The 26,254-nt window shown below is 74.6% G+C and carries 10 protein-coding genes and 1 tRNA gene; 1 reads left to right on the top strand and 10 read right to left on the bottom strand.

The genetic code is table 11. From position 1 onward, the window contains the following. Positions 1 to 133: 133 nt before the first annotated feature. The 6 genes from ACFW6B_RS31350 to ACFW6B_RS31325 form a co-directional block, all read right to left on the bottom strand. The gene (locus ACFW6B_RS31350; RefSeq protein WP_386601305.1) at positions 134 to 910 is read right to left on the bottom strand and encodes a polysaccharide deacetylase family protein; all 777 of its coding nucleotides are present in this window, start codon (positions 908 to 910) and stop codon (positions 134 to 136) included. Positions 911 to 1,154: 244 nt separating this feature from the next. Continuing rightward, positions 1,155 to 2,315, bottom strand: coding sequence for a VWA-like domain-containing protein (locus ACFW6B_RS31345; RefSeq protein ID WP_386601304.1), 1,161 nt, complete (start codon positions 2,313 to 2,315; stop codon positions 1,155 to 1,157). 41 nt (positions 2,316 to 2,356) lie between these two features. Beyond that, complete coding sequence (locus ACFW6B_RS31340) at positions 2,357 to 3,568, bottom strand: AAA family ATPase (RefSeq protein WP_386601303.1); 1,212 nt, start codon at positions 3,566 to 3,568, stop codon at positions 2,357 to 2,359. Beyond that, on the bottom strand, positions 3,565 to 5,478 hold the full coding sequence (locus ACFW6B_RS31335; RefSeq protein ID WP_386601301.1) for an ankyrin repeat domain-containing protein: 1,914 nt from the start codon (positions 5,476 to 5,478) through the stop codon (positions 3,565 to 3,567). The genes ACFW6B_RS31340 and ACFW6B_RS31335 overlap by 4 nt, the downstream gene beginning before the upstream one ends. Beyond that, a complete protein-coding gene (locus tag ACFW6B_RS31330) occupies positions 5,475 to 6,608 on the bottom strand; it encodes a gala protein (RefSeq protein ID WP_386601299.1) in 1,134 nt (377 codons plus the stop codon). The genes ACFW6B_RS31335 and ACFW6B_RS31330 overlap by 4 nt, the downstream gene beginning before the upstream one ends. Positions 6,609 to 6,714: 106 nt before the next feature. Continuing rightward, positions 6,715 to 6,790, bottom strand: a tRNA-Arg gene (locus tag ACFW6B_RS31325). Between the two features lie 134 nt (positions 6,791 to 6,924). Between ACFW6B_RS31325 and ACFW6B_RS31320 the strand changes: the two genes are divergently transcribed. Beyond that, a complete protein-coding gene (locus tag ACFW6B_RS31320) occupies positions 6,925 to 7,317 on the top strand; it encodes a hypothetical protein (protein ID WP_386601297.1) in 393 nt (130 codons plus the stop codon). A gap of 48 nt (positions 7,318 to 7,365) precedes the next feature. Here the strand turns inward: ACFW6B_RS31320 and ACFW6B_RS31315 are convergent, their stop codons facing one another. From ACFW6B_RS31315 to ACFW6B_RS31300, 4 genes are all read right to left on the bottom strand, one after another. Further along, positions 7,366 to 8,145, bottom strand: a complete 780-nt coding sequence (locus ACFW6B_RS31315) for an alpha/beta fold hydrolase (RefSeq protein ID WP_386601294.1) — start codon at positions 8,143 to 8,145, stop codon at positions 7,366 to 7,368. 61 nt (positions 8,146 to 8,206) lie between these two features. Next, positions 8,207 to 9,343: an alpha/beta hydrolase gene (locus ACFW6B_RS31310; RefSeq protein ID WP_386601292.1), complete on the bottom strand. Its 1,137-nt coding sequence runs from the start codon at positions 9,341 to 9,343 to the stop codon at positions 8,207 to 8,209. Next, a complete protein-coding gene (locus ACFW6B_RS31305) occupies positions 9,340 to 12,021 on the bottom strand; it encodes a thioester reductase domain-containing protein (protein WP_386601290.1) in 2,682 nt (893 codons plus the stop codon). The genes ACFW6B_RS31310 and ACFW6B_RS31305 overlap by 4 nt, the downstream gene beginning before the upstream one ends. 63 nt (positions 12,022 to 12,084) lie before the next feature. Beyond that, positions 12,085 to 26,253 (bottom strand): SDR family NAD(P)-dependent oxidoreductase, encoded by a 14,169-nt coding sequence (locus ACFW6B_RS31300; RefSeq protein WP_386601288.1) that lies wholly within the window; start codon positions 26,251 to 26,253, stop codon positions 12,085 to 12,087. Position 26,254 lies beyond the last annotated feature (1 nt).

The following is a 26,254-nucleotide window of genomic DNA, read 5'->3' as shown; positions in this document are numbered from 1 at the left end:
CCGGTCGGTGGCGTGATCGCCGACGGGCGATCGTCCGCCATGGGGCGATTCGCCGGAGTTCGGCGGAACCGGTGGCCACCGCTCCCGTGGTGGCGAGGGACCGAAGGAGACGGACGCTTCGCGCGTCAGTCGGTCACTTGTAGATCTTGCCGGGCTCGGCCTTGGCCGGAGCGAGCAGCTGGGAGACGGTCACGAAGGTGTAGCCCTGCTCGCTGAGCGACTTCAGGACGGAAGGCATGGCCGGCACGGTGCCCTTGTGCAGCGGGTGGAGCAGAATGATCCCGTCGCGATCGGCGCCCGCGAGCACGCGCTTGGTGATCAGCTCGGGGTCGTCCGTCTCGTAGTCCTTCGCGGTCACCGTCCACAGCACCTGCGCCATCCCCAGTTCTTTCGAGACCTTGGAGACGCGGTCGTCGGTGCGGCCCTGGGGCGGGCGCATCAGCGTCGGCTCGCTGCCGGTGATGCCGGAGACGGCCCGTGCCGTGCGACGCAGCTCGTCGCGGATCCGGGCATCGGAGACATCGGTCAGCACCGCGTGCGTCCAGGTGTGGTCCCCGATCTCGTGGCCTTCCTCGGCGATCCGCCGCACCACATCCGGGAACATGTGGATGCGTCGGCCCTCGAGGAAGAACGTCGACGGCGCCTTGTATTCCTTCAGGAGGTCCATCAGCCGGCCGGTGGGTTCGCCCGGGTTGCCGTCGAAGGTGAGCGCGATGCACTTGGCCTTCCGGCAGTCCGCCTGCCCCGACGGTACGACTGCTCCGGACGCGGCCCGGTCACGTTCCTCGCGCGGGGAGAGCGTCTCCATCTTGTTCGCCCGGATGACCATGGCGGCGGTCACCGTCACGGCCGCCATGACGGCCAGGGTCAGGAGTATGAGTAAGCGGGGCCGTCTCTTCAGGATCTTCATCCCAAGGAGAAGATCTCAGCGCCAAAAGGGTTGGCTCAGCGGCCTCGATAGTGAGGCAGGACACGTGTGTGCAGCGCGTTTCAAGTGAGCCGCGGCGCCGCCTCGGCCGCGACCCGCCGTTGAATCGCCCACGTCAGCGCCGCGGCCACCCTCCGCTCCCTCTCCTGCCCCGTGAACTCCCTTGATTCCGTGGGCGGCGTCGGCCCCCGAGCGCCCGATTCCCGGCTCCGGCCGACCGGACGTGTCAGGTGGCGGGAACGCGTACCGTCTCCACCCAACCGGGCGGCTGCGGTGCGCCGGAGCCGATCAGGGCCGCGATGACGCGGCAGGGCGGGCTCTCGTCGGGCCAGGGGGTGAGCCCGTCGGTGAGGACCACGACGATGTTCGGGCGGTCCGGCGTAGCGAGCGCCGCCTCGATGCCGACGCGCATGTCCGTGCCACCGCCGCCGCCCAGGGTGATCTGCTCGGTGGCCACCACCCGGGACACGGCCTGGACGTCGGCGTCGCACGCCAGCACGGTGACGCGGTTGCCGCGGACCCCCACCTCGCGCAGGACACCCGTCACCTCGGCGAGGGCGGCGGCCAGTTCGTCGTCGCCCATCGAACCGGAGGTGTCGATGACCACGGCCACCCTCGGCAGCGGTCTGCGCAGGCTCGGCAGGACGACACCGCGCAGCGCCGGGGTGCGGCGCGAGGGGCGGCGGTAGGTGTAGTCGACGGCTCCGCCCGCCCATGCGGCGGCCTCCCGGACCGCGCCGGACAGCGCCTGCCGCCAGTCCACCGTGGGTTCCAGGATCTCCTCGGCCCAGCGTTGCCAGCCCCCGGGCAGGGAGCCACGGGCCCGCTGGTGGGCGCGCATCGCGTCGGCGGTCTGCCGTCTGAGCGCCTGTGCCTCGATCTCCCCGATCCGCGCGGGCCCGGCGCTCCCCGGCAGCTCCCAGGACGCGGGCCTGCCGTGGGCACCCGATCCGCAGTCCGGCGTCCGCACGTGCGACGGCAGCCGGTCCACGTACGCCTCGAACAGCTGCCCCTCGGGAAGGCCGAACAGGCGGGGTTCCATGCGTCCCTCGGGCAGCCGCAGGCCGTCCGAGAGCAGATCGTCGTTGATCTCGCAGTCCTGGGCGACGTTGACGCGGTGCCAGTCGCGCTGGGCGGCGGCGGGGAGCCGGTCGGCCCGGCCGTGGTGGTCGCGCAGCAGGTGCGCCACCTCGTGCACCCACACGCCCGCGAGCTCGGGCACCGGTGTCGCCTCGACGAAGGCAGGGGACACGTAGCAGCGCCAGTGCCGGTCCACCCCCATCGTGGGCACCTGTGTGCTCGGTACGACGGTCAGGGAGTACAACGCGGCCGCCAGATAGGGCCGGTCGCTCGCCGCGCGGTAGCGGGCGGCGAGCAGTTTGGTCATGTCGAGGGAGCCTCGGGCGTCTCCCGTGGTCCCCGTCCTGCTCACCGGCCGCCGCCGGGCAGCGCCCCCGACATCTGCAGCAGGTCCAGGAACCCGTCGATGCCGGGCGGTACGGGCCAGTCGAGGTGCCGCATCGACGCGAGGTCGGTGGCGGCCCGGGCTGCCACGTCCGGGACACCGGCGTCCACGGCCTTCGCCAGGACCGTCCAGCCGGCTTCCCAGCGGGGCCGGGTGAGGTCGCTCTGGATGGCGGCGACGACCGCGATGAGGAACGCCAGTTGACGGTCGCCGCGGTCGGGCAGGGCGAAGGCGTCCGGGTCCGCGAGGACGCGGTCGGGGTCGGGCAGGTCGAGGTGTTCGAGGTAGGACAGCAGCTCGAGGCCCGCCCCGTCGCCGACGGCCCCGGTGAGCGCGGCGGCCAGCGCCTCGCGGCCGGCGCCGGCCGCGTATCCGGTGGCGAGCAGCTTGAGCGCCATCTCCCAGGTGCGGGGCGAGGACCACGACCGGCCCCGGCTCTCGGCGTCGCCGGGGATGTGGTGGACCAGGCCGGGCCGGGCCGTCAGGAAGCCGGAGATCGCGCCGCGGGCCCGTGCGACCGCGCCGGGCACCTTCGCGGCGCCGACGACGGGCACGCTCACCTCCGGCCAGGTGCCGGCCATGCCGCGGGCGACGGTCCGGGGGTCGTGGGTCCATTCCAGGTGGACGAACCGGTTGGCGAGGGGCGGGCTCAGGTGCCAGCCGTCGGCCGCGCTGGAGGGCGGGTTGGCGGCGGCGACGATGCGTACCGCCTCCGGGAGGACGAGGCTGCCCACCCGTCGTTCGAGCACCACGCGCAGCAGGGCCGCCTGCACGGCGGGCGGCGCGGAGGAGAGCTCGTCGAAGAAGAGCAGGCCCTGTCCGGCCCCGGCGAGGCGGACCGCCCAGTCCGGCGGGGCCATCGGGACGCCGGTCGCGGCCGGGTCCTCACCGACGATGGGCAGTCCGGCGAAGTCGGAGGGTTCGTGCACGCTGGCGATGACCGTCTCCAGCGGCAGGCCGAGTCCGGCCGCGAGCTGTTCCAGGGCGGCCGACTTGCCGATTCCCGGTTCTCCCCACAGCAGGACGGGCTGGTTGGCCGTCACGGCGAGGGCGAGCGCCTCCAGTTGGGGGTTCGCGGCGGGTTCGGTGCGGTGCGTGCGCAGCCGGCGGTTGAGGTCGTCCGCGGCCGCCAGCGGGCCGGAGGGCGCGATGACGGTGGTCCCGTCGGTGCTCAAAGGGACTGCCTCTCCTCGTCGTCGAACTCGTCCGGCTCGGGCTCGTCGTCGGGCTCGTCCGCCTTGTCGACGTAGTACTGCTCGTCCGTCCACTCGACGCCGGTGTCGCCGGGCTCGGACTCGTACGGTTCGGACTCGTCCGCCTCGTCCTCCTCGGCGTGGTACTCGTCCTGCTCGTCCATCCACTCGTCCCACCACTCGGCGCCGATACCGGGGTGCTCCGCCTGGACGCGCTCCCGGAGGAAGGTCAGATCGGGGCGCTTGTAGCGGCGGACGATCTGGGCCAGCGAGAGTTCGGACTCGTCGACCGCGTCGAGCCGTGCCCCGGCAGCGACGAGTGCTTCCACCAGCGCCTTCGAACCGAGGTCGTTGACCGCCACGAACAAAGGTGTGCGGTCACGCTGGTCGCGGGCCTCGAGGTCGACTCCCGCCGCCAGCAGCCGCGGCAGGAGCGGTTCGTGGTCGAGGAGGTTCAGCACATGCAGCAGGTTGCGGCCCTTGGCGTCCCGTACGCGCGGGTCGACACCGGCGTCGAGGAGTTCCAGCACACCGGGGGTGTCGCCGTGCTGGGCGCGCAGGAACAGTTCGCCGCGCTGCGCCCGCAGTGCCTTCGGCAGGCGGCCTTCTCCGGAGGTCCACGTCTGTTCCACGGCGAAGCATCCGGAGACGGCGCCGCCGAAGGCGCGCAGGGCGCGCTCGCGCTGCTGTTCCTCGTCGCTGTGCGGCATGGCGAGCAGGCCGCCGGGACGGAAGCCCACCTCGTGCCATTCCTCGCGGCATCTGACCCGCACCGGTTCGGGCGGCGTCGGTCCCGGAGGACCGGCCGGACCCGCCGGGACGGGAAGGGCGGGGAACAGGGCCTCGCGGACGAGCGGGTGGAGATGTTCCGCCGTGACGCCCCCGACGCGCATCAGATCGAGGTCGGGGAGTCTGCGCCACAGGGCCTCGGCGAGTACGGGCTCGAACTTGACCTCCTCACGGTCGACGGCGCGCATCAGCAGTCCGCCGGCGTCCGTGAGCTCCAGGAGGATGTGGGTCCGCCAGTGCGCGGCGATGACGAAGCGGTCGCCGAGGCCTGCCGCGGCCTGTCGGCGGATCTCCGGTTCCAGGCCGGTGTGTCCGAGGGCGATCCCGCCCAGGAGCTCGGTCAGGCCCACCTGGCGATAGCGCGAGTTCCGGGTGCGGGTCAGGTCCGCCTCGATGCCGGCGGCGGCGAGGGCGGCCACCGTCTCGCCCTTCTGGTGCAGCAGCGTGGCCCACTCGGCCCGCGCCGCGGGGTCGGCGGCGCCGGGGTCGGCCGTGGGCAGTTCGTCCGTGCCGCGCGGGGTCGCGTCGGCGTGGAAGAACGGCGGCCGGTCCGATCCGCCGCAGCGTTCGAGCAGTTCGGCGGTGTGCCGTGCGTCCCACAGGTGCCGCGCGTACCGCCAGTCCTCGGCGCCCGGACCGAAGACTCCCGCGGCCCACTCGTCCTCGACGGTGCCGAACCGCAGGGCGATCCGCTGCGGTCCGTCGATCATCGCGGGCGTGGTGACGTGCAAGTACGGCGTGGTGGAGCGGTCCTCGTCGGCCGTCTTCGGACGGTAGCGCGCCAGGACGACCGTCTGCCCCGTGACGAGCGTGGTCCGCCCGCCGAGGATGCGCGGCAGGTGCCAGCGCAGCAGGTCGGGGGCGAGGTGACGGAGGTCGTCCTCCAGGGCCGCGGCGACGTCGTCGCCGCAGTGTCCGGCCACCTCGGACAGCTCGAAGGCGATGTCGACGCCGGCCGCCGCGCAGGCTCCCCGCCAGTCGCCGGCCAGCCGGGCCGCGGTCGCGCGTTCGATCATCCAGCGGGGTACCGCGTACCGGCGGATCCGGCGCCGGCTCGACGCCTCGTCCGCGGGGAAGCAGCGGAGTTCGCCACGAGGGCTCAACGGTAGACGCTCCCTATCGCGCGCAGGTCGGGGTGTGCCCTGCCCACGGGCCGCAGGCGCTGGGTGAAGGACCGCTTGACCTTGCGGGGCAGTCCGGGCCCCAGACCGACGTACTCCAGGGCCGAGTCGTCGGGCACGGCGGCCAGCAGGGTCTTCGCGCCCCGTCCGGTCAGGCCGGTGTGGCACAGCTCCAGTCGGCGCAGGGGGCTGCCGGGCAGGGCGGCGGCCAGCGCGTGGGCGCCTTCGTCGCCGGTGGTGTTGGCGGGGGCGCCGAGGCTGCGTTCCGACAGCGGGCGGCCCAGGTCGAGCACCTCGATGCCGCCGAGCGAGTCGGCGAGCGCCCGGGCACCGGCGGGGCCGATGCCGTTGCCGCCCAGTCCGAGGCGTACGGGCCGCGCGGGGTCGGCCGCGGCGGCGAGGATCGCGGCGCCCTCGTCCCCCAGGTGGTTGGCGGGGAGGTACAGCTCGCGCACGCCCGCCTCGCGGATCAGCACGGCAAGCAGCGGGGCGGCCGCGGCGGTCAGGCCGTTGCCGCCGAGGAAGAGCCGTTCCACGGGGCTCGGCCGGCTGACGAGGGTCTCGCACAGGGCCAGCAGACCGTCGGTGCCCAGAGCGGTGTTGACCAGGTCGAGGGTGCGCAGCGCGGTGTTGCGGCGGAGCATCCCGGCGAGCGCGCGGGCGCCGTCGTCGCCCACCGGGTTGCGCTTGAGCCACAGGGCGCGGACGGTGTCGTCCGTCGCCAGCGTCCCGGCGAGCGCGGTGACCCCTTCGGGGCCGATGCGGTTGCAGCCGAGGTAGAGCGTGTGCAGGCCGTGGCCGTCGGTGAGCGCGTCGGCGACCGTGCGGGCTCCCTCGTCGCCGATGGCGTTGGTGCCGAGCAGCACGTGCGCGGCGTGCGGGGAGGCGGCGGCCACGGGCATGAGCCGGGCGGCGCCGCCCGCGCCGAGTCCCTGCTTGCACAGGTCGACGCGTCCGTCCGCGCGCACGGTGCCGAGCGGGAACGTCTCGTCGGCCTCGACCGGCCGTTCGGAGCGCAGCCGGGCGAGCAGCGGTTCCAGGGCGGCGGGTTCGCTGATCGGGATGTCGGGGTGCTCGATCGCGGGGCAGCGTACGGGCGTCGGCTGCGTCATCACCACTCCACCGGTCCATCGCCGGTGCCCGGCGCGCCGAGGGCGGCATCGCCCTCCGCCCTCCGGGGGTGAACCGACGCCAATCGACATTCCTCCACGAAAAGGGTGGCAAGACCGGTCGGATTCGAACCGACGTCCTCCAGCTCGATGCTTGGGCGCGACGACCTCTGCGCTACGGCCTTGCCGCGGTGATCATAACCATGGTCGGGCCCGTATTCGAACCCGGTTGGACGGATCAGGGTCGGAAAGCCCGGTAGAGGCGGGGCAGTACTGTTCGCAACTGTTCGCAACCACCGTCGAGCAGAAGGAAGTTGACATGCGCGTCGCCAGGATTCCGAGTGCCGTGCTCGCCGCCGCACTGCTGGCCCCGGTCACCGCGTGCGGCACGTCGTCCGTGCCGGACGCGTCGGCGGGCGGCACGAGCGGTCCGGCGTCCGCCGAGGCACGCCGTTCGACACGCCCCGAGCCCGTCGGCGCCGTCATGCCCGATGTCGTCGGCGGCAACGCGGGGCGCGCGTTGGAGCAGATGGGCTCCAGGCTCGACATGGAGTTCGAGGACGCGAGCGGACGGGGGCGTCCGGTGGACGACCCGGCCGGGTGGAGGATCTGCGGCTCCCGGCCGGGTCCGAACCAGCAGATCACCGATTTCCCGGTGGTCTTCGAGGTGGTGGAGGTTTCGGAGGGCTGCGAGGACGCGACGCCGAGATGACGCCCCGCAGAATCGCGTCGGCCGTGGCCCGCCGGTACCCCCGGCCGGTTACGGCTTGTCCGTCACGAACCGGTCGAGCGCGGCGGTGAGTTCGGCCGGCTTCTCCACGGGGAGTTCGTGGCCGGCGTCCACGATCCGCACCACGGCGTCCGGGTACGCCTTCGCCATCCGGAGCATCTGGGAGACGGGCAGTTGGATGTCGTGGTAGCCGTGGATCAGGAGGGTGGGGGCGCTGATCTCACCGAGCCGGTCGAGGACGTCGAAGGACCGCATGGCGCCGTAGCACGTCATGACCACCTCCCGGGGCGTGCCCGCCGAGGCCCGGACGTACTCGCGGATCCTCTCGCGCGGGTAGCCGGGGGCGAAGGCGCGCTGGATGTTGGCGGCCACGAACAGCTTGAACGGCACCATGGTCGAGGCCGCCATCAGCAGGCCCCTCCCCCGGCTGTACGCCATCCTGCCGATCGAGTTCACCAGCACCAGCCGCTCGACCCGCTCGGGGTGGGCGAGCGTCAGGGTCTGCGCGATCATCCCGCCCATCGAGTGGCCGACGAGCACGAACCGGTCGAGCTCCAGGTGGTCGAGGACGGCGAGGACGTCGGAGGCCAGCTCCGCCACGGTCCGCCGTCCCGACCCCCCGCTCTCTCCGTGCCCGCGCAGGTCCAGTCGTACGACGCGCCGCTTCCGCCCGAAGTGCTCCATCTGGTGGTCCCAGCGGTGCCGGTCGGCCGTCCAGCCGTGGATGAACACCAGGGGCGCGCCGTCGCCGTCGCGGGGGCCCTCGTCGTCGTACGTCAGCACGGCGCCGTCGACTTCGAGCTGGGGCATGGTGCCTCCTGGGTGCGGTCTGGTTACTGGTCGGTACGGTAACCGGCCGCGGGGGCCCGCGTCACCGTCGTCCGCCGAGGAATTCGAGGATGTGACCGAAGACGTCCAGGGCGGCGCCCCGGCCCAGGAACGTGTCGAGGTGGCCGTAGCCGGGGATCTCGGTGTACGACACGTCGAGCTCGGGCCGGCGGTGTGCCAGCACCTCGTGGCAGAGCTTCTGCGAGTCCAGCCACAGTCCGTTCTCGCTTCCCGCGAGGAGCAGGACCGGGGTGTCGATGCGGGCGGCCGCGTCCAGCGCGTTGGGCGGCAGCGCCCGGTAGCGGTGGTCGGTGTCGTGCCAGCGGACGACGCTGCGGGCCAGCTCGATACGGCGCAGGTGCGGCAGGATCCACAGCGGCGCCGGCCCGAGGAGTTCGGCGAGCCGGTCGTGGGTGGCGTCGGACAGGTTCTCGTGCAGGAACAGCGAAGCACCCGATCCCCAGGCCGAGTTGTGGAGGATCTGGCAGGTCGGATCCGGGCACGCGGCCCCGCGGGAGGCCAGCGCGAACAGGGGTGTGTACCGCGACCTGAGCCCCACCTTGCGGAAGTCGACGGGTATGTGGTCGATCCGGTTCTTCAGCAGCTCGCCCGCCACCGTCATCCGCAGCGAGGTACGTCCCGCGAGCTTCGGCGTCAGGAACACGCCCTGGGACACGACGCCCGCGAGGCCGGGCACCAGTCCCGCCGTCATGCTCAGCGACAGGGCCAGGGAGCCGATGCAGTGGGCGACCACGAACAGCGGCCGGTCGCCGATGCGTTCACGGATCCGGGAGACGGCGTCGGGGATGTCGTGGAGCGCGACGTCGTCGTAGGTGTACCTCCGGCCGGTCTCGTTGTAGGGCAGCCGGCAACTGCCCCGCCAGTCGAGCAGCCAGGGTTCGTAGCCGTCGTCGAGCAGCACGTCGACCAGGTTGCGGGTCTCGGGGAGCAGGAACATGTCGGCGGAGGCGGTGTGACCGTGCAGGAGCAGTACCGCGGGCCGGTCGCGCTCCCCGCTGTCGACGCGGGTGAGTCCGAGGCGTACGCCGTCCCCGGCGTGGAAGGGGATCTCCTCGACCCGCGCCGGGTCGAGGCGGTGGCGCAGCGGCCGCAGGGCCGTGCCCGTCCTGACCTTGCGGATCGTCGGCCTGGTAAGGGAGTTGGCGGTTCTGAAGATCATCGGTGGCGCTCCGAGGTGGTCCGGGCGGGGCGGAGGTCGAGGAGGTCCGCGGCGGCGCGGGTGAAGGGGCCCAGCAGGCCGCGGCCCATCTCCGCGCCGAACCAGGCGAGCCAGGTCAGCTTGGCGGCGCGCTTCTCCCGGCCGGTCAGGCGCGGGTCCACCTCGATGCCGTCGATCTGGTCGCGCACGTAGGAGTCCGCGGGTACGACGAGTTCACCGGCGAGACACGCGGGTTCGCCCTCGCGACCGATCTCGACGTCCAGCGCGCGGGTCTGCCGCCACACGTCACGGCGGGCGCGGGCGTACTTGTGGCCCTCCAGCCACCACCGGCCTCCGTCGGCGTCCCGCAACGTCAGCCGGTAGCGCAGAAGTTGATGGCGCATCCCGTGCCGCTGCGGGATGCCCTCCTCGGGCCGCACCCAGACGTCACCGCGTTCCACGAGCAGCGGTGCGGGGTGGGCCGCCGCGCACACCACCTCGCCGCCGACGTCCACCCTGCGTTCCCTCACCAGTTGGTGCATGCTCGCGATGGAGAGGGTGAGCGCCGCCGAGCAGGGGGTGTCGGCGGCGGCACCGGCCGGGCCCACGGCGCCCTCGGCCGTCTCGGAGAACCACAGGTACGGCGGATCGTCCTTCGCGGGAAGCCGGGCCAGGCCGTTCCGGGCGAGCCGCTCGAACGTCCTGAGCTGGGCCCGGGCGTCGTAGCGGGCGGCGGGGCGCAGTCCGAGTGCTTCGACGAGTGCCGCGGTGCGTCCGTCTCCGGCCGCCGGCCCCTTCAGGGTCGCCTCGCACAGCTTGAGCGCTGTGGGACTTCGCAGCACCCTGGTGAGGAAGCCGAGTTCGGGAACGGGTTCGGCCTCCAGGCGGGCCAGGACGTCGGTGCGCCACTCGTCCCAGTCCTGTACGCGCACGTGCATGCCGCCGAACGCCATGTCCCGTACGACGTCGTCGAGGGTGTTGGGCACGCCGGTCAGGTTGTAGTCGAAGCCCCAGGCGTCGGGTTCGCAGACGACGGCCGCCGCGACCCGGCTCACCCAGTCCACCGGGGCCGCGTTCAGCCGGTGGAAGGCGGGAACGGTGCGGAAGCGGCCGAAGGCGGCGATGAGGCCGCTGCTGAGGTCCTGCGGGTTGTGCGCGCCCGTGCGGGTGTGGCCCCCGATGCCTCCCGGGCGCATCGCGGTGACGACCAGTCCGTGGTCGCGGGCCCTTCGCAGGGCGACCTCGGCGGCCCATTTCGTCTGGTCGTAGCCCGCGACGAGACGGTCGACGCGGGCGAGCGGGTCGTCCTCGCCCATGGAGGAGATGCCGACCTCGTTGAAGACCGCGATCGAGGAGATGTGGTGCAGCGGCTTGGGCGGGCCGGTCGCCGCGAGTTCGGCGAGGGTCAGCGCGCCGATGACGTTGCTCTGCCGCAGTGACCGGTAGCCGCGCAGGAAGTCCACGGCCGCCGCCACGCCCACGATGCTGTCCACTTCGTGGGCGAGCTTGTTCCAGCCGCTGTCGGACAGGCCGAGGCGAGGCCGGCCGATGTCGCCGGGGAGCACCGTCACCCGGCGGCGGACCTCCGACGACCAGGGCAGCCCGTGGCTCTTCAGCGCCTCGCCGAGGCGGGCCGTGGCCGCCTCCTCGTCGGCGGCGCGCACGAGGCAGTGGACGTGCGCGTCACTGTGCCTGAGCAGGTCGAGGAGCAGGTGGCCGCCGAGGAAGCCGGTGGCGCCGGTGAGCAGGATCCGGCGGGGCGGCACCGGCTCGGGCGAGCCGGTCCAGGGCAGGCGGTCGGCGAGGGCGAGGTCGGCCAGGATCTGGTCGAGGTCTTCGGGGCGGGCCGTGGCGTACGAGGGGTCACCACCGGTGGTCCGAGCCGTGAGCGTCGCCCGGGGTGCCACGACGGTCACGTCGGCCGCCGTCGGGGCCGGGGCCGGGGTGCGTGTGTCCGCCGGGGTCGCCGGGATCGCCGACGCACTCGGTGCCGGGAGGGCCGCCGCGGCATCCGCGGTGGCCAGCCAGCGCCGGGCGAGGCTGCTCGGCCGGGCGTCGGCGAACACCTCGTCCAGGTCGATCTCCACGCCCAGCTCCTCCTCCAGCGCCGCGACGAGCTCCACGGCGCCCACGGAGGTGCCGCCGGCGTCGAAGAAGTCGGTGTCGGGTGAGAGTTGTCCTCCGGGGAGGAAGCGAGCGGCCGCCGCGGCCACGACGGCGGCCAGGCCGTCCGCGTCGGGGGTGGCGGGAGCGACCTGGACGGCGGCCGGGGCAGCCGCGGTCGACGAGACGCCGACGCCGCTGTCCATCGCGGCACCGGCGCTCGACCCGGCAGCGGCCGCCCCGAGGCCGGTGTCGGCCTCGACGACAGCCGCGCCGGGGGCGGCGCCGGACGCGGAGGCAGCCTCCCCGGCACCCGCGCCCGCCCCGACGACAGCCGCCCCGGGGGCGACACCCGACCCGGCGGCAACGGTCCCGGTGCCGAACAGGGCGGTAGCCGTCCCGGCGCCGGACGCAGCGTCCGCCGTCCCGGTCCCGGCATCCGGACCCGTCCCGGTTCCGGGCGCCGCCGGTGCGGCGGCCTGTCCGATCCTGGCCAGCAGGGCCTCGACGCCCGGCCCGTCGTCACCCCGCTCGATCGCCTCACCGGTCGCCCGCTGTCCGGCGTACGGCGGCGCGCCCTCGTTCACGTCACGCATGAGAGTCCTTCCCCCTGTGCACTGTCTGTTCCGTACTGCTTCCGCGGTCCGGGCCGCGCCCGCTCACCGCCGCCGCCAGGAGCGGAAGGCCCGCAGGTGTTCCGGCGTGACCACGGTCTCCAGGTGCTCGTCGTCCTGGTCCCCGCCGCCCAGCGCGGCCAGCAGACGGCGGGCGGGTGCGTTGCGGTCGGTGCGCTCGGCCGTCAGCCGGACCTTCACGCAGCCCAGTCGCTCGGCGCGGTCGGCGAGCCAGCACAACAGCCGTTCCTCGACGCCCCGGCCGAGCGCGCGGCAGCTCAGTCTCCAGGCGAGCACGTCGAGCCGGTCGCCGTCCGCGCGCAGGGCGAGCAGGCCGATCTGGCCGTAGTCGCCGAAGCGGTCCCGCGCCGCGGCCGTCCAGACCTCGCCGTGCTCCCGCCACCGCGCCAGGTCACCGCCGTCGGCGGACCGGCGGTGGAGGGTGAACTGATTGGTGCGGCGCACGAGTTGTTCGGCCCGCTCGGCATCGGCGTCGGACAGCGCCCGGACGTCGACCTCCAGCTCCAGCCCGGCGAGGAACTCCTCGAACCCGGCCTGCTCGCGCGCCGCGTCCCGCTCCCGCTCCCGCGCGTAGAACCCGGCCCGCAGTTCGTCCTCGGCCGTGGCCGCCGCCGGAACGAGCGGCCACAACCGGCGCAGGAAACCGTCCAGTCCGTCCGCCGGAGGGCAGGTCACCGACAGCATCTCGGGCAGCGCCGACCGCGCCTTCTCGATCTCGACAGGGTTGTCGTCGAGGAACAGGAAGCTGTCCAGCCCCAGGCCGAGGGCCCGCGCCGCCTCCGTGAGCCGGCCCGGCTTCGGGCCCCAGCCGGCGGACAGCACGCTGAAGTGCTCCGCCTTCAGCGTGCTGTCCGGGCGGTCCAGGACGGCCCGTACGGTGTCCTCGTCGTTGTTGCTGACCAGTGCGAGCAGCGTGCCGGCGGCCCGCCACCTCAGCAGCGTCCGTGCCAGCAGGGCGCGCGGTCCGGTCAGGTCGACCGACTCGGGGCCGGTCTCCCCGGCGACCCCGCCCCACAGGGTCTCGTCGCCGTCCACCGCGATCACCTTCGGCGCGGGACGCAGGACCGCCCGCACCACCTGGGCCAGCTCCAGGGCCACGGCCGCCTGGAAACGCGGGGTGAAGGGGAGGTGGGCCAGCCGCTCGGTCCGTTCGTCGAAGCGTTCCGCGACGGCGTGGTGGCGGGTCCAGTCGTCCGGGCCGAGCACCGCGATGCCGGGCGTGCCGGCCAGCTCGGCGACGAGGCCGCTCTCCCACCGTGCGAAGCGGTCGTCCTGCCGGGCCGAGGGCAGCACGCCGACGATCAGTGGTCCGCGGGTCCGCTCGGACAGGGCTCGCAGCGCGGCCGGGTAGGCGGTGCCCAGTTCGGCCAGCGCCGCGTCGGTGACCGGGCCGAAGCGTTCCAGGTCCACGGCCCGCAGGAGCACCACGCCCACCGCCGTCGTGGGATCGGTGAAGACGCCCGAGGGATCGCGCAGGGCGGTGAGCACCTGGTGGTACGGCGCCTCCGCCACCGCCGGGCCCGCGTCCCGCGTCCGCTCCCCCGCTCCTTCCCCGGCGCCGTCCTCCATCGCCGCCCCGCACAGCAGCGGCAGACTGCCGAGCGCGAAGGTGGCGGCGAGGGCGAGCGAGCGGCGCGGTCGGGCGTCGGTGTCCCGCCCGGCGGGAGCGGCCTCCGCGACCTGAGCGGCCGTGTCGACGCGGGGCTCCGCCGCGGCCGGAGTCGCCGCCACGGCCGAAGCCGCGGTCGCCACGGGAGTCGCCTTCTCCATGGAAGCCGTCGTCGTGCGGGTCCCGGCAGTGGCCGGGACGGCGGCCGTGGCGGGGGCCGTCGTACCCGTCGTACCCGTCGTACGGACCGCCGTGGTCGGGTCGCCGGCCGCCTCGGCGAGCAGCCGCAGGAACTCCTCCGCCAGCCCGGTGGTGGCCGCCGCGTCCAGGATGTCGAGGTTGTGGTCGAACCGCACGCGGCCCGCGTCCGGGGTCATGGTGATCATGAGGTCGAGGTCGGAGTACCCCGTTCCGGCCGGGAGCACCTCCAGCCGGCCGAGCCGGGCCGCCGAGGAGCGTACGTAGTTGAAGTACACCTCCACCAGCGGGGCGTTCGCCCGGTGGAGTCCCTGCCCGGCCAGCGTGGACAGCACGTCCGAGAACATGGCGCCCTTCGCGAGGACCCGGTCCAGTCGCGCGTCCGTGCGCCTCAGCACGTCCTCGATCCGCTCCCCGGCCGCCGCCCGCGCCGGGAAGGGCACCGGTACGCCGAAGAAGCCCACCGCGTCGTGGGCGTCGGCGTGGATGCGCGTGTCGACGGGCACGGCGAGCACGAAGCGCTCCCGCTCGCGCGTCCGGGCCAGCAGGACGGTCAGGGTGCCGAGGCAGAAGGCGGCGGGTGTGACGGCGAGCCTGCTCGCGGCCGCCGACACCCGTTCCATCAGCCCGTCGGGCAGCGCCACGGTCACGCTCCCGGCCCGGTACGAGCGCGTCGCGGGGCGCGGCCGGGCGAGCGTCAGGTCGAGGCGCTCGCTGCCGTGGAATGCCTCGCGCCACTCCCTGTCGGCGATGCCCGCGGTTCCGGAGGCGTCACCGGTCCGCTGGGCCTCGACGAGCAGGTCGATGTCGCGGTTGGTGACGGTGTCTCCGAGCGGGGTGCCGGAGAGTTCGGCGTCGATCTCCCCGGCGACGAGGAGCAGCGACTGCAGGTCGCTCACCGCGTGGTGCGCGCCGAACACCAGGGTCTGGCCACGCGTGCCGGCGTCGAGCAGTTCGAACCGCCACAGGGGCGCCCTCGCCAGGTCGAACGGCGGCTCCAGCAGCCGGGACAGCCGGTCGCCGGCGTCCGGTTCGGCGTCGGCGGGCACGTCCGTCCAGCGCAGCAAGGGCTCGGCCGGCTCCCGCTCCACACGCAGCCGCCGGTTCCGTCCGCCGTCCCGGGCCATCGCCGTGCGCAGGGCCGCGTGCCGTCCGGCGAGCCGTTCGACGATGCCGGTCAGCGTCTCGCGGTTGGTCGGCGCGGTGAGCCGGACGGCGAGGCCGACGGCGTGCGCCGCACCCGGCATCCCCGGCTGGGCGCTGCGCAGCAGCCGTACGACGTCCCGGGTCGCGGGCCGCAGCTCGCTCTCGGGCACCTCGGGGGCGGCGTCGGGCCGTGGGTCCTCGTTCCGTGGCCCGGTGCCCTGTTCGGGCAGCGCCTCGCCCAGGGCCCGTGCGAGGCCGCGGACGTCGGCCGCCGAGAAGACGGTGGCGGCGGGGAGCTCGGCGCCCAGCTCCCGGGTGAAGGCGTTGCGCAGCCTGACCAGCATGAGCGAGTCCAGGCCCAGTTCCTTGAGGGCCGTGGTCGCGGACACGTCCGCGGCACCGCCGGAGACCTGGCCGACCTTGGCCCGTACGTACGCCTCGAGCCGTGTGGCCCGGTCCTGGTCCGTCGTCGCGGCGAACACCCGCGCGACGAGGTCGTCCGTGCCCGCGGGGGTGTCGGCGGGGGTGATCAGGTCGCCCAGGACCGGTCGGGTGCGCACCGTGTCCGGGTCAAATTCCAGCGCGGCCGTGTCCAGGGCGAGGGGAGCGAGCTGGCGGCGGGAGGTGGCGAGCACCCGTTCGAACAGGTCGCCGCCTTCCGCCGGGGTGAAGGCGGCCAGCCCCGAACGGCTGGTCTCGGCGGCCCGGGTGCCGGAGGCGGCGACCATGCCGACCTCGGTCCAGGCGCCCCAGTCCAGGCTGAGCGCCCGGCGGCCGGTGCGGGAGAGGTGGTGCGCCCAGGCGTCCAGGAAGGCGTTCGCCGCCGCGTACGGGCTCTGGCCCGCCGATCCGAGGACACCGGCCGCCGAAGCGAAGAGGACGAACCTCTCTGCCTCCGGGGCCAGTTCGGTGAGCAGGGTGGTGCCGAGGACCTTGGGGGCGAGCACGCCCAGGACGCGTTCGTCGGTCAGGTTCGCCACCGTGGCGTCGTCGAGGACGCCCGCGGCGTGGACGACCGTGGCGATCGGTCCGGCCTCACGCCGTACGGCGTCCAGGGCGGCCGTCAGCACGGCGCGGTCGGCGACGTCCGCGCGGGCGAGGTGCACGGTGACCCCGTGCGCCTCCATCCCCTCGATCCAGCTCCGCGCGGCCGCGTCGGGCGCGCCCCGGCTCAGCAGGGCCAGTCGGCGGGCGCCCCGGCGGACCAGCCGCTCGGCGGCCACCCGGCCGAGGCCGCCCAGACCGCCCGTGACCAGGTGCACGCCGTCCGCGCTCATCGCGTCGTGGCCGCCGTCGTCGGGGCGGGTGCGGGTCAGCCGTGGTACCAGCCGGCCCGATTCCCTCAGTGCGACCAGGCGTTCGTCGTCCGCGTGCCGCAGCTGCGTCCACAGGGCGTCGTCGCCGCCCGTGGCCGGCAGGTCGATCAGCGTGGTCGACAGTTCCGGGTACTCCTGGGCCACCGAGAGTCCGAAGCCCCAGGCGAGCGCCTGCTGAGGGTGCGTCACCTGTGTGCTGTCACCGGCGGCCTGGCTGCCGCGTACGACCGTGAACAAGCGCGGGGGGCGGCTCCGAGGCCGGTCGGCGAGCGCCCGTACCAGGTGCAGGGTGCTCAGGACGCAGCAACGCGCGGTCTCTTCGGCCGTGGCGGGGTCCTCGACGGCCGGGGCGTCGAGGGCGGACAGCTGCACCACCCGCTCCGGCGGCCCGTCGGCGAAGGCCTCGTCGAGCAGCCGGGCCAACTGCCGCGGATCGGCCGGGTCGAGGACGTAGCGGCCGGGGCCCTCGGCGCCGAACGCCGTGCCCCTGCGCGCGATCACATGGGGTACGGCGGCCGAGGTCAGCCGCTGTGCGAGCGAGTCGGCCACTCCGGTGGCGTCGGCCAGGACGAGCCAGCCGCCGTCGGCGGGCCGCTCCTGTGCGACCGGGCGCGGCCTCCAGCGGGTCTCGAAGAGCGCGCCGTCCAGCGGCGAGAGCGCGGTGAGTTCGAACTCCGTTGCTTCCAGGACCAGTTGTTCCTTCTCGTCCCACAGACGCAGATCCAGGAGCGCGGTGTCCCCGTCCGTGGAGCGCAGTCGGCAGGTCACCCAGGCGGGCGCGGAACGCAGACCGGTGAAGCGCAGCCGTCCGACGCCGGAGGGCACGAAGGCCCGGCCCGCGGGCGCTTCGGCCGGCAGGGCCGCCGTGTGGAAGGCGGCGTCGAGGACGGCGGGGTGCAGCAGATGTCCGGCGGCGGGCTGCCGGGCGAGCCGGCCGATCGCGGCGGTGTCCGTGCGGTGGCCCTGTTGCAGGAGGCGGAAGGCGGGGCCGTAGTCGATGCCCAGGGCCGCGAGTCCCGCGTAGACGGCGGGCAGGTCGGCTTCTCGCCCGCACCGCTCGCGCAGCACGGCGAGCTCGTCACCGGTGCCGGGTCCGGAGACGGCGGGCACCGGTTCGGCGACGGACGCGGGTCCGGCGGCGCCGTCGACGACCCGTCCGGTGACGTGCAGCTCCCAGTCCGCGCCCCGCTTCCCGGTGGCCGCCGAGGCGATGGTGAAGTCCCGTGAGCCGTCTTCCCCGGCGGGCCGCAGCACCAGTTGCAGCCGTACGGGCCTGTCCGCGTCGAGGGCCAGGGGCCGCACGAACCTCACGTCGGCCAGTCGTGCCCCACCGCCGTCCCGCAGCGCGGACGCGGCCTCCAGCGCCAGGTCGAGGAAGGCGGCGCCGGGCATCCAGACCTCGCCGGTGACCCGGTGGTCGCCGAGGTAGGCGAAGCGGCTGTCGCGCAGGTCGACGTCGCTCTGGAAGATGTGCCGGCCGGGTGTGTCGCTGGCCTCGACGTGCGTGCCGAGGAGCGGTGAACCGCCGGCGGTCCCGGTGGCCGGGGCGGGCGCGCGCCAGTGGCGTTCGCGGGTGAAGGCGTACGTGGGCAGGTCGACCCGGCGTCCCCCGGGGAACGGCACCGGCCAGTCGGGCGTGTACCCGGCCTCGTACAACTCCCCCAGCCGGCCCGGCAGCACGTCCCGTTCCTCCCGACCGCGGCTCAGCGAGCCGACCGCGACCGCGTCGATTCCCGCCTCCTCCGCCACCGCCTCGACCGACGCGGTGAGCGAGGGGTGCGGGCTCAGCTCGACGAAGTAGCGGTAGCCGTCGTCCAGCATCCGCCGAATCGTGTCGGCGAAGCGGACGGGGCGCCCGAGGTTCGCCCACCAGTGGCCGGCGTCCAGCCGGTCGCCGGGCACCGGTTCGGCCGGCACCGTCGAGTAGAGCGGGGTCGGCGTGCGGGTGCCGCGGATGCCGTCGAGCCGGTTCAGCAGATCGGCGCGGACCGGTTCCATCAGGGGGGTGTGGGAGGCGAACGGCGTCGACAGCCGCCGTACGGGGATGTCCCGCGCCTCGAGCTGTGCGCGCAGGTCGGCCAGTGCTCCGGTGTCGCCGGAGACGGCCGTGGAGTGCGCGCTGTTGACGGCGGCCACGAACAGCCGGCCCGCGTGGGGCACGAGCAGCTTCTCGGTCTCCGCGCGCGGCAGTTCCAGGGCCAGCATGCCGCCCTGTCCGACCAGTGGGGCGACCGCCCGGGCGCGTCCGGTCACCACGGACACGGCGTCGTCCAGGCCGAGGGCGCCCGCGTCGTAGGCGGCGGCGATCTCGCCGAGGCTGTGCCCGACGACGGCGTCCGGGCGGACCCCGAGCGCACGCCAGGCGGCGGCCAGGGCCGCGTTGACCGCGAACAGCACCGGTTGCAGGTATTCGGTGCGGTCGAGCGGGGCGAACTCCTCCGGCGCCCGCAGCACGTCGAGCACCGACCAGCCGACCTGACGGCGCACCGCGTCGTCGATGCGGGCCAGTTCCTCGCGGAACGCCGGTGACTCGGACGCCAGCTCCATTCCCATGCCGGGCCGTTGACCGCCGTGGCCGGCGAAGACGAAGGCCACCTTGCCGGCGCGTTCCGCGCGGGGCAGGTCCCGCGGTGTCCGTCCGTTCGCCAACTCGTCGAGCCGGGACCGTAGTTCGTCCCGGCCGTCGGCCACGATCGCCGCGCGGTGCTCGAAGTGGCTGCGGTGCCGCGCGAGGGTGTGGGCGATGTCGGGCAGGGCGGCGCCCCCGTCCAGGCGGCGGGCGAGTCGTGCCGCCTGCTCCCGCAGGGCGGTCTCGCCGCGCGCGGACAGGACGAACAGCCTCGCGCCCGGGGCGGTTCCCCTCTCCCGCGGTGCCTCGGCCGGTTCGGCCTCCTCCACGATCAGGTGCGCGTTGGTTCCGCTGATCCCGAAGGCGCTCACCCCGGCCCGCCGTACGCGTCCGCCCGACGCCGGCCAGTCGACCGTCTCCCGCAGCAGGTGCAGCCCGCTGTCGTCCCAGTCGACATGGCGGCTGGGCGTCGTGGCGTGCAGGGTGCGCGGCAGGGAGCGGTGCCGCAGGGACTGAACGACCTTGATCAGACCGGCCACGCCCGAAGCCGCCTGTGTGTGGCCGATGTTGGACTTGAGCGAGCCGAGGTACAGGGGGCGGCCCTCGGGGCGCGAGGCGCCGAAGACCTCGGCGAGGGCGTTCGCCTCGATCGGGTCGCCCAGCGTGGTGCCCGTCCCGTGCGCCTCGACGTAGTCGATGTCGGCGGGTTCGAGACCGGACTGTTCCAGTGCCCGCCGGATCACCTGTTCCTGGGCCGGACCGTTCGGCGCCGAGAGGCCCTGGCTGCGGCCGTCCTGGTTGACGGCCGTACCGCGCAGCACGGCCAGCACCTCGTCGCCGTCGCGCCGGGCGTCGGCGAGGCGCTTCAGTACGACCGTGCCGGCGCCCTCGGCCCAGACGGCACCGTCGGCGTCGTCGGAGAAGGAACGGCAGCGGCCGCTCGGGGACAGCCCCCGCAGTCGGCTGAACTCGACGAAGGTCCCCGGCGTCACCATCAGCGTCACGCCTCCGGCGAGCGCCAGGTCGCACTCGCCCGAGCGCAGCGCCTGTGCGGCCAGGTGCAGCGCCACCAGGGACGAGGAGCACGCGGTGTCCACCGTCAGGGCCGGTCCGCCCAGGCCCAGCGTGTACGCGAGCCGCCCCGAGGCCACGCTCGGTGCCGTACCCGTGCCGACGTAGCCGTCCAGTTCGTCGAGGCGGGAGCCCGCGAGGTAGTCGCTGCCGAACATGCCCACGTACACGCCCGTGCCGCTGCCCGCCAGTTCGGCCGGCACGATCCCGGCGTGCTCCAGTGCCTCCCAGGCCGTCTCCAGCAGCATGCGCTGCTGGGGGTCCATGGCCGCCGCCTCTTTCGGGGTGATGCCGAAGAAGCCGGCGTCGAAGGAGTCCAGGCCGTCGACGAAGCCGCCCTCCCTGGCGTACGACGTGCCCGGGGCGTCGGGGTCGGAGTCGTAGAGCGACTCCACGTCCCAGCGGTCCGCCGGGAACGGGCCCACGGCGTCGCGGCCCTCGGCGACGAGGCGCCACAGGCTCTCGGGGTCGTTCACGCCGCCGGGCAGACGGCAGGCCATGCCGACCAGGGCCAGCGGCTCGTCCGGCGCCACCGACGGGGTACGAGGAGGCCGCGGGCCGGCTGTGCCGCGCCCGGGGGCGCGGCCGTCCCCGGCGAGTGCGGTGGCCAGCAGGTGGGCGGAGAGGCGGGCCGCGGTGGGATGGTCGAACAGCAGGGTGGCGGGGAGCCGGGCGCCGATCCGGGCGCCGATGCGGTTGCGCAGTTCCACGGCCGTCACGGAGTCCATGCCGAGCTCCCGGAGCGGCTGATCGGGACCCACGGATTCCGCCGGGCTCAGACCGAGCGCCCGGGACGCCTCCTCACGGACCAGGGACAGGACGCGGGCGGCGCGGTCGGCCTCCGGGAGCCGGGCCAGCCGGTCCGCCAGAGCGGCACCGCCGTGCCGGTCGGCGCGGGGCGCGGGCAGCAGCGAGCGCCACAGGGCCGCGGTGGCGTCGTCCGTGCCGGCCGTGGCCGCGCGCAGCCGGGGCAGGTCCAGGGAAGCGGCGATCAGGTGCGGTGCGCCCCGGCGCAGGGCGAGTTCGACGAGTTCGCGGCCCTGGTCGGGGCTGAGGGCGCGGTGGCCCGCGCGGGCCATGCGGTCCAGGTCGGCGTGTTCCGCGGCGAGGCCTTCGCCCGCCCAGGCGCCGAAGGAGACCGAGACGCCGGGCAGGCCCGAGGCCCGCCGGTGGTGGGCCAGTTGGTCGAGGAACACGTTGGCCGCCGCGTAGTTGCCCTGGCCCGGGCTGCCGAGGACGCCGGCCGCCGAGGAGACCAGCAGGAAGAGGTCGAGCGGTGTGTCCGCGGTGAGCCGGTGCAGGTGGGCGGCGCCGTCCGCCTTGGGGTGCAGTACCCGCGCGAGGCGTTCGGGTGTCAGCTCGGCGATCACCCCGTCGTCCAGGACCCCGGCGCAGTGCACGACACCGCGCAGCGGCAGCGCGTCACCGACGCGGGCGAGTACGCGGGCCAGGGCCGCCGCGTCCCCGACGTCGCACCGCGCGATCTCCGCCTCGGTCCCGAGCGAGGTCAGTTCGGCGACGACCTCGGCCGCACGCGGATCCCCCGGTCCCTGACGTGAGGTCAGAAGCAGCCGGGGCACGCCGCTTTCGGCGAGCAGCCGGGCGATGTTCCGTCCCACGGCACCGAGTCCGCCGGTGATCAGCACGGTGCCGTCGGTGGGCACGGGCAGGACCTGGGGTCGGTCCGGACGCGTCCGACTCACGGCGGTCTCGCGCGGGGTCGCGTCGGCCGGGCGGGCGCGCACCAGCCGGGGAGCGAGCAAGGAGCCGTCCCGGAAGGCGAGTTCGGGCTCGTCGGTGTGGGCGACGGCCGTCGGCAGGAGGTCGGCGGGACCTGAGTCCTCGAGGTCGAGCAGGGCGAGTCCGAGCCGTGGGTGTTCGGCGCGGGCGCTGCGGGCGAGGCCCCACAGCACCGACTGGGCCAGGCCGGGCACGGTGTCCCCGGCACCTGCCGCGACCGCACCCCGGGTCACCCACAGGGTGCGGGCGGGCAGCCGGTCCTGCGGGAGCGCGCTCAGCTCGCGCAGTTCGGCCAGTGCCTGGACGGCCAACTCATGTGCGGCTGCCGCCGGTTCGGCATCGGGTGCAGGACGCGGCCAGAGCCGTACGACGATGTCGGCGCCCGTCTCCCGTACCTGGACGCCCGCCGCCGCCAGGCCCCGCAGGACGGCCGCGGCCTCCGGGTCCGAGCGGTCGCCGTGGACGGCCCACGTGGACTGCGGCTCGGGCGCGGGCTGTCCGGTCACGGCCGTCCACGCCACTTCGTAGAGGTGACGGCCGTTCTCCGAGGCGGCGTTCAGGTCCACCGGGTCGGCGGCCCGCAGCCGTACGTCCTCCAGCCGGCCCGCCGGGAGGCCGTCGGCGTCCCACAGGGTCACGTCGAGGACGAGGTCCGTCGCCGGGCCGCCCGTACGCCGTACCAGCGCCGTGAGGTCGCGGGCGCCGCCGGGCGGCAGGACGCAGCGGCCCACCGCGACCGGCAGGAGCACCCGGCCGCCGGAGGCGTCCAGGGCCGCGGTCACGTGCAGTGCGGCGTCCAGCAGGGCCGGGTGGAGGGGGTAGGGGTCGGCCGTGCCCCGGGCCGCGGGCGGCAGCGACAGGCGGGCCAGCACTTCGCCGTCGGCGGTGGTCGTGACCGCCGAACGGACGCCCTGGAAGGAGGGGCCGTAGCCGAGACCGAGCGCGGCCAGCCGTTCGTACGTCTGCGCGCTCCACGCGGACTCGGCGGCCTCCGGCCACACCGGCGGTGTCTCCCCCGTCACCGGGGCGGGGGCGGACGCCGACGCGGTGGCGTGCAGGGTCCAGCCCGCGGCCTCCCCGTCGCGCGGGCGGCTGTGCACGGTGATCTCCGGCGCGGCTCCGGCGGTGATCACGTCGACCGACACCTCGACCGTGCCTGCCCTGGGCAGCACGAGGGGCGCGAGCAGGAGCAGATCGGTCACGTCGCCGGGAGTGTCCGGGCGGGCCACGGCGAGCGCGGCGCGGCACAGCTCCATCACGGTCGTGCCCGACACCACGGTCCGCCCGAACACGGTGTGGTCGGACAGCCAGTCGGCGGTGGCCGGGGACCATTCGTTGCGGAAGGTCCAGCGGGTCTCGTCCGCCGACCGCAGATGGACGCCCAGCAGCGGGTGCGTCGCGCGGCCGAGGAGACCGGAGGCCACCGGTCCCGGCCCGGTCCCGGGCTCGGTCCAGTAGGACTGCGGGTCCCAGGCGTACGTGGGCAGGTCGGCCACCGCGCCGTCGGGAACGACGCGGCGCCAGTCGATCCGCGTTCCGTGGACGTGGAGTTCGGCAGCGGCCCGGTCCAGGCAGGCGAACCCGTCCTCGTCGCGGCGCAGCGATCCGACGACGACCAGGTCCTCGTGACCGTGGTCCTCGGCGACGGTGCGCACGGCGGTGACGAGGGAGGGGTGGGGGCTGAGTTCGACGAAGTGGCGGTAGCCGTCGGCCATCATGCGTTCCACCGTGGCCGCGAAGCGCACGGGTTCACGCAGGTTCGTGTACCAGTGGTCGGCCTCCAGCTCCTCCGTGACCGGCTCGCCGGTGACCGTGGAGTACCAGGCGACGGAGGCCGGGAAGGTGGTGACGCCGTCGAGTTCGTCGAGGACCGTCGCCCGCAGCGGCTCGACGCCGGTGCTGTGGGAGGCGTAGTCGACGTCGAGGCGGCGGACGAACACCTGCTCCCGGTCGAGGTCCGCGAGGAGGGCGTCCAGGGGTTCCACGTCACCGGCGATCACCGTCGAGCGGCCGCTGTTCACGGCGGCGACGGACACCCGGCCGCCGAGTCCGGCCAGACGCGCCTCGACCTCGTCGTGCGGCAGGGCGACGACGGCCATGGCGCCGGTGCCGGACAGCTCGGTCAGGGCTCGGCTGCGCAGGGCGACGACCGCCGCGGCGTCGCTCAGGCTCAGCGCGCCGGCGACGCAGGCCGCGGCGACCTCGCCCTGGCTGTGCCCGATCACCGCGTCCGGCCGTACGCCGCGGGCCCGCCACACCGCGGCCAGCGACACCATGACGGCGAAGAGGACCGGCTGGACGACGTCCACCCGTTCCAGGGAGGGGGCGCCCTCGTCGCCGCGCAGGACGGCCGCCACCGACCACGCGGTGAACGGGCGCAGCGCGGCGTCGCAGCGGTCGAGTTCGTCGGCGAACACCGTTGAACGGTCGAGGAGTTCACGGGCCATGCCGCTCCACTGGGCACCCTGGCCGGGGAACACGAACGCCAACTTGCCCGGCGAGAGGGTCTGCTGCGGCCCGACGACCAGGCCGGGATCGGGCTTCCCCTCGGCGAGGCCGCGGAGCGCGCCGGTCAGTTCGTCGTGGTCGCCCGCCCGGACGACGGCGCGGTGCTCGAAGTGGGTGCGGTGGTGGGCCAGCGTCCCGGCCACGTCGGACAGTGCCGGACGCGGTCGCGCGGCGAGCGCGTCGAGCAGGCGGGCCGCCTGCCCCCGGAGGGCCGGAAGGGTGCGGGCGGACAGGGGGAAGAGGGTGGGTTCTCCGGGGTGGGGAGGTCCGGCGGGCTCGCCGGTACGAGGGGGTCCGGCGGGCACCGGACCTGCGGCCGGTGCAGATGTGACGGCCAGTGCGGATGTGACGGCCGGCGCGGGCGTGACGGCCGGTGCGGACCGCGTCGGCCGCGCGGTCGGTCGTGTCAGGTCGTCCGGTGATTCCTCCAGCACCACGTGCGCGTTGGTGCCGCTGATCCCGAACGCGCTCACCCCGGCCCGCCGTACGCGGTCGGCGCGCCGTGGCCACGCCTCCGCGCGGCTGTGCACGCGCAGTCCGCCGCCCGCCCAGTCGACGTGCTCGGTCGGGGTCTCGGCGTGCAGGGACGCGGGGAGCAGTTCCCGGTCGAGGGACAGGACGGTCTTGATGACGCCGCCGATGCCCGCGGCGGCCTGCGTGTGCCCGATGTTGGACTTCAGCGAGCCGACGCCCAGGGGCCGGTCCACCGGGCGTCCCGGTCCGAACACCGAGGCGAGTGCGCGGCCCTCGATGGGGTCGCCGAGCCGTGTGCCCGTGCCGTGCGCCTCGACGTAGTCCAGGTCGTCGGGCCGGAGCCCGGCGTCGTCCAGGGCGGCGCGCAGCACCCGTTCCTGCGCGGGGCCGTTGGGCGCGCTCAGGCCCTGGCTGCGCCCGTCCTGGTTGACCGCCGAGCCCTTGACGACCGCGAGGACCCGGTCGCCGTCCCGGCGCGCGTCGGCGAGCCGCTTGAGGAGCACCAGACCGCAGCCCTCGGCCCACACCGCCCCGTCCGCCCCGGCGGAGAACGGACTGCACCGCCCGGACGGCGACAGTGCCCGCAGCCTGCTGAACTCGACGTGCCCGCGAGGTGTCACGAGGAGCGTGGCGCCACCGGCCAGCGCGAGGTCGCACTCGCCGTCGGCCAGTGCCCGGGCCGCGAGGTGCAGGGACACGAGCGAGGAGGAGCAGGCGGTGTCGACCGTGACGGCCGGCCCCTGGAGCCCGAGGGTGTAGGAGATGCGCCCGGACGCCACGCTGGACGCCGAGCCCGTGCCGACGTGTCCGTCGAGCCGGTCCAGCGGGGCGGAGGCGAGGTATCCGCTGTCGTACAGGCCGACGTAGACGCCCGTCCGGCTGCCGTTCAGCGTCTCCGGGACGATGCCCGCGCGCTCGATGGCCTCCCAGCCGGTCTGCAGCAGGAGCCGTTGCTGCGGGTCCATGGCCGCCGCCTCGCGCGGCGAGATGCCGAAGAAGGCCGCGTCGAAACGGTCGATGCCGGTCAGGAAGCCGCCGCGCAGGGTGTACGCCTTGCCGGTGGCCTCCGGGTCGGGGTCGTGGAGCCCCTGGGTCTCCCACCGGCCCGCGGGCACCTCGCCGACGACGTCCTCGCCCGCTTCCAGCAGCCGCCACAGGGCTTCCGGGTCGTCGGCGCCGCCGGGGAACCGGCAGGCCATGGAGATGATCGCGATGTCGTCGCCGCTCCGCGCGGACGGGGCGGCCGACGCGGGGAGCGGGCCCGGACCGGCCGTGGGCGGGGGCTGCTCGCCGAAGACCGCCTCGGAGATCCCCGCGATCGTCGGGTGGTCGAAGAGGACGGACGGCTCCAGGGGCCGTCCGGTCCACTCGGACAGGCGCGCGGCCAGGGTCACCAACTGCACCGATCCCAGACCGAATTCGGCGATCGGGCGCCCCGGTACGACGGCTGCCGGGGCGAGTCCGGTCGCTTCGGCGACGGCTGAGGTCAACCAGGCCCGTACCCCCTCGGGGGTCGTCGGGGACGTCTCGGGGTACTGCTTCGGGGAATCGTTCGCAGGCATC

Source organism: Streptomyces sp. NPDC058751 (assembly GCF_042746485.1).
Taxonomy (GTDB): domain Bacteria; phylum Actinomycetota; class Actinomycetes; order Streptomycetales; family Streptomycetaceae; genus Streptomyces.
This window is presented reverse-complemented; position numbering and strand designations above follow the sequence as displayed.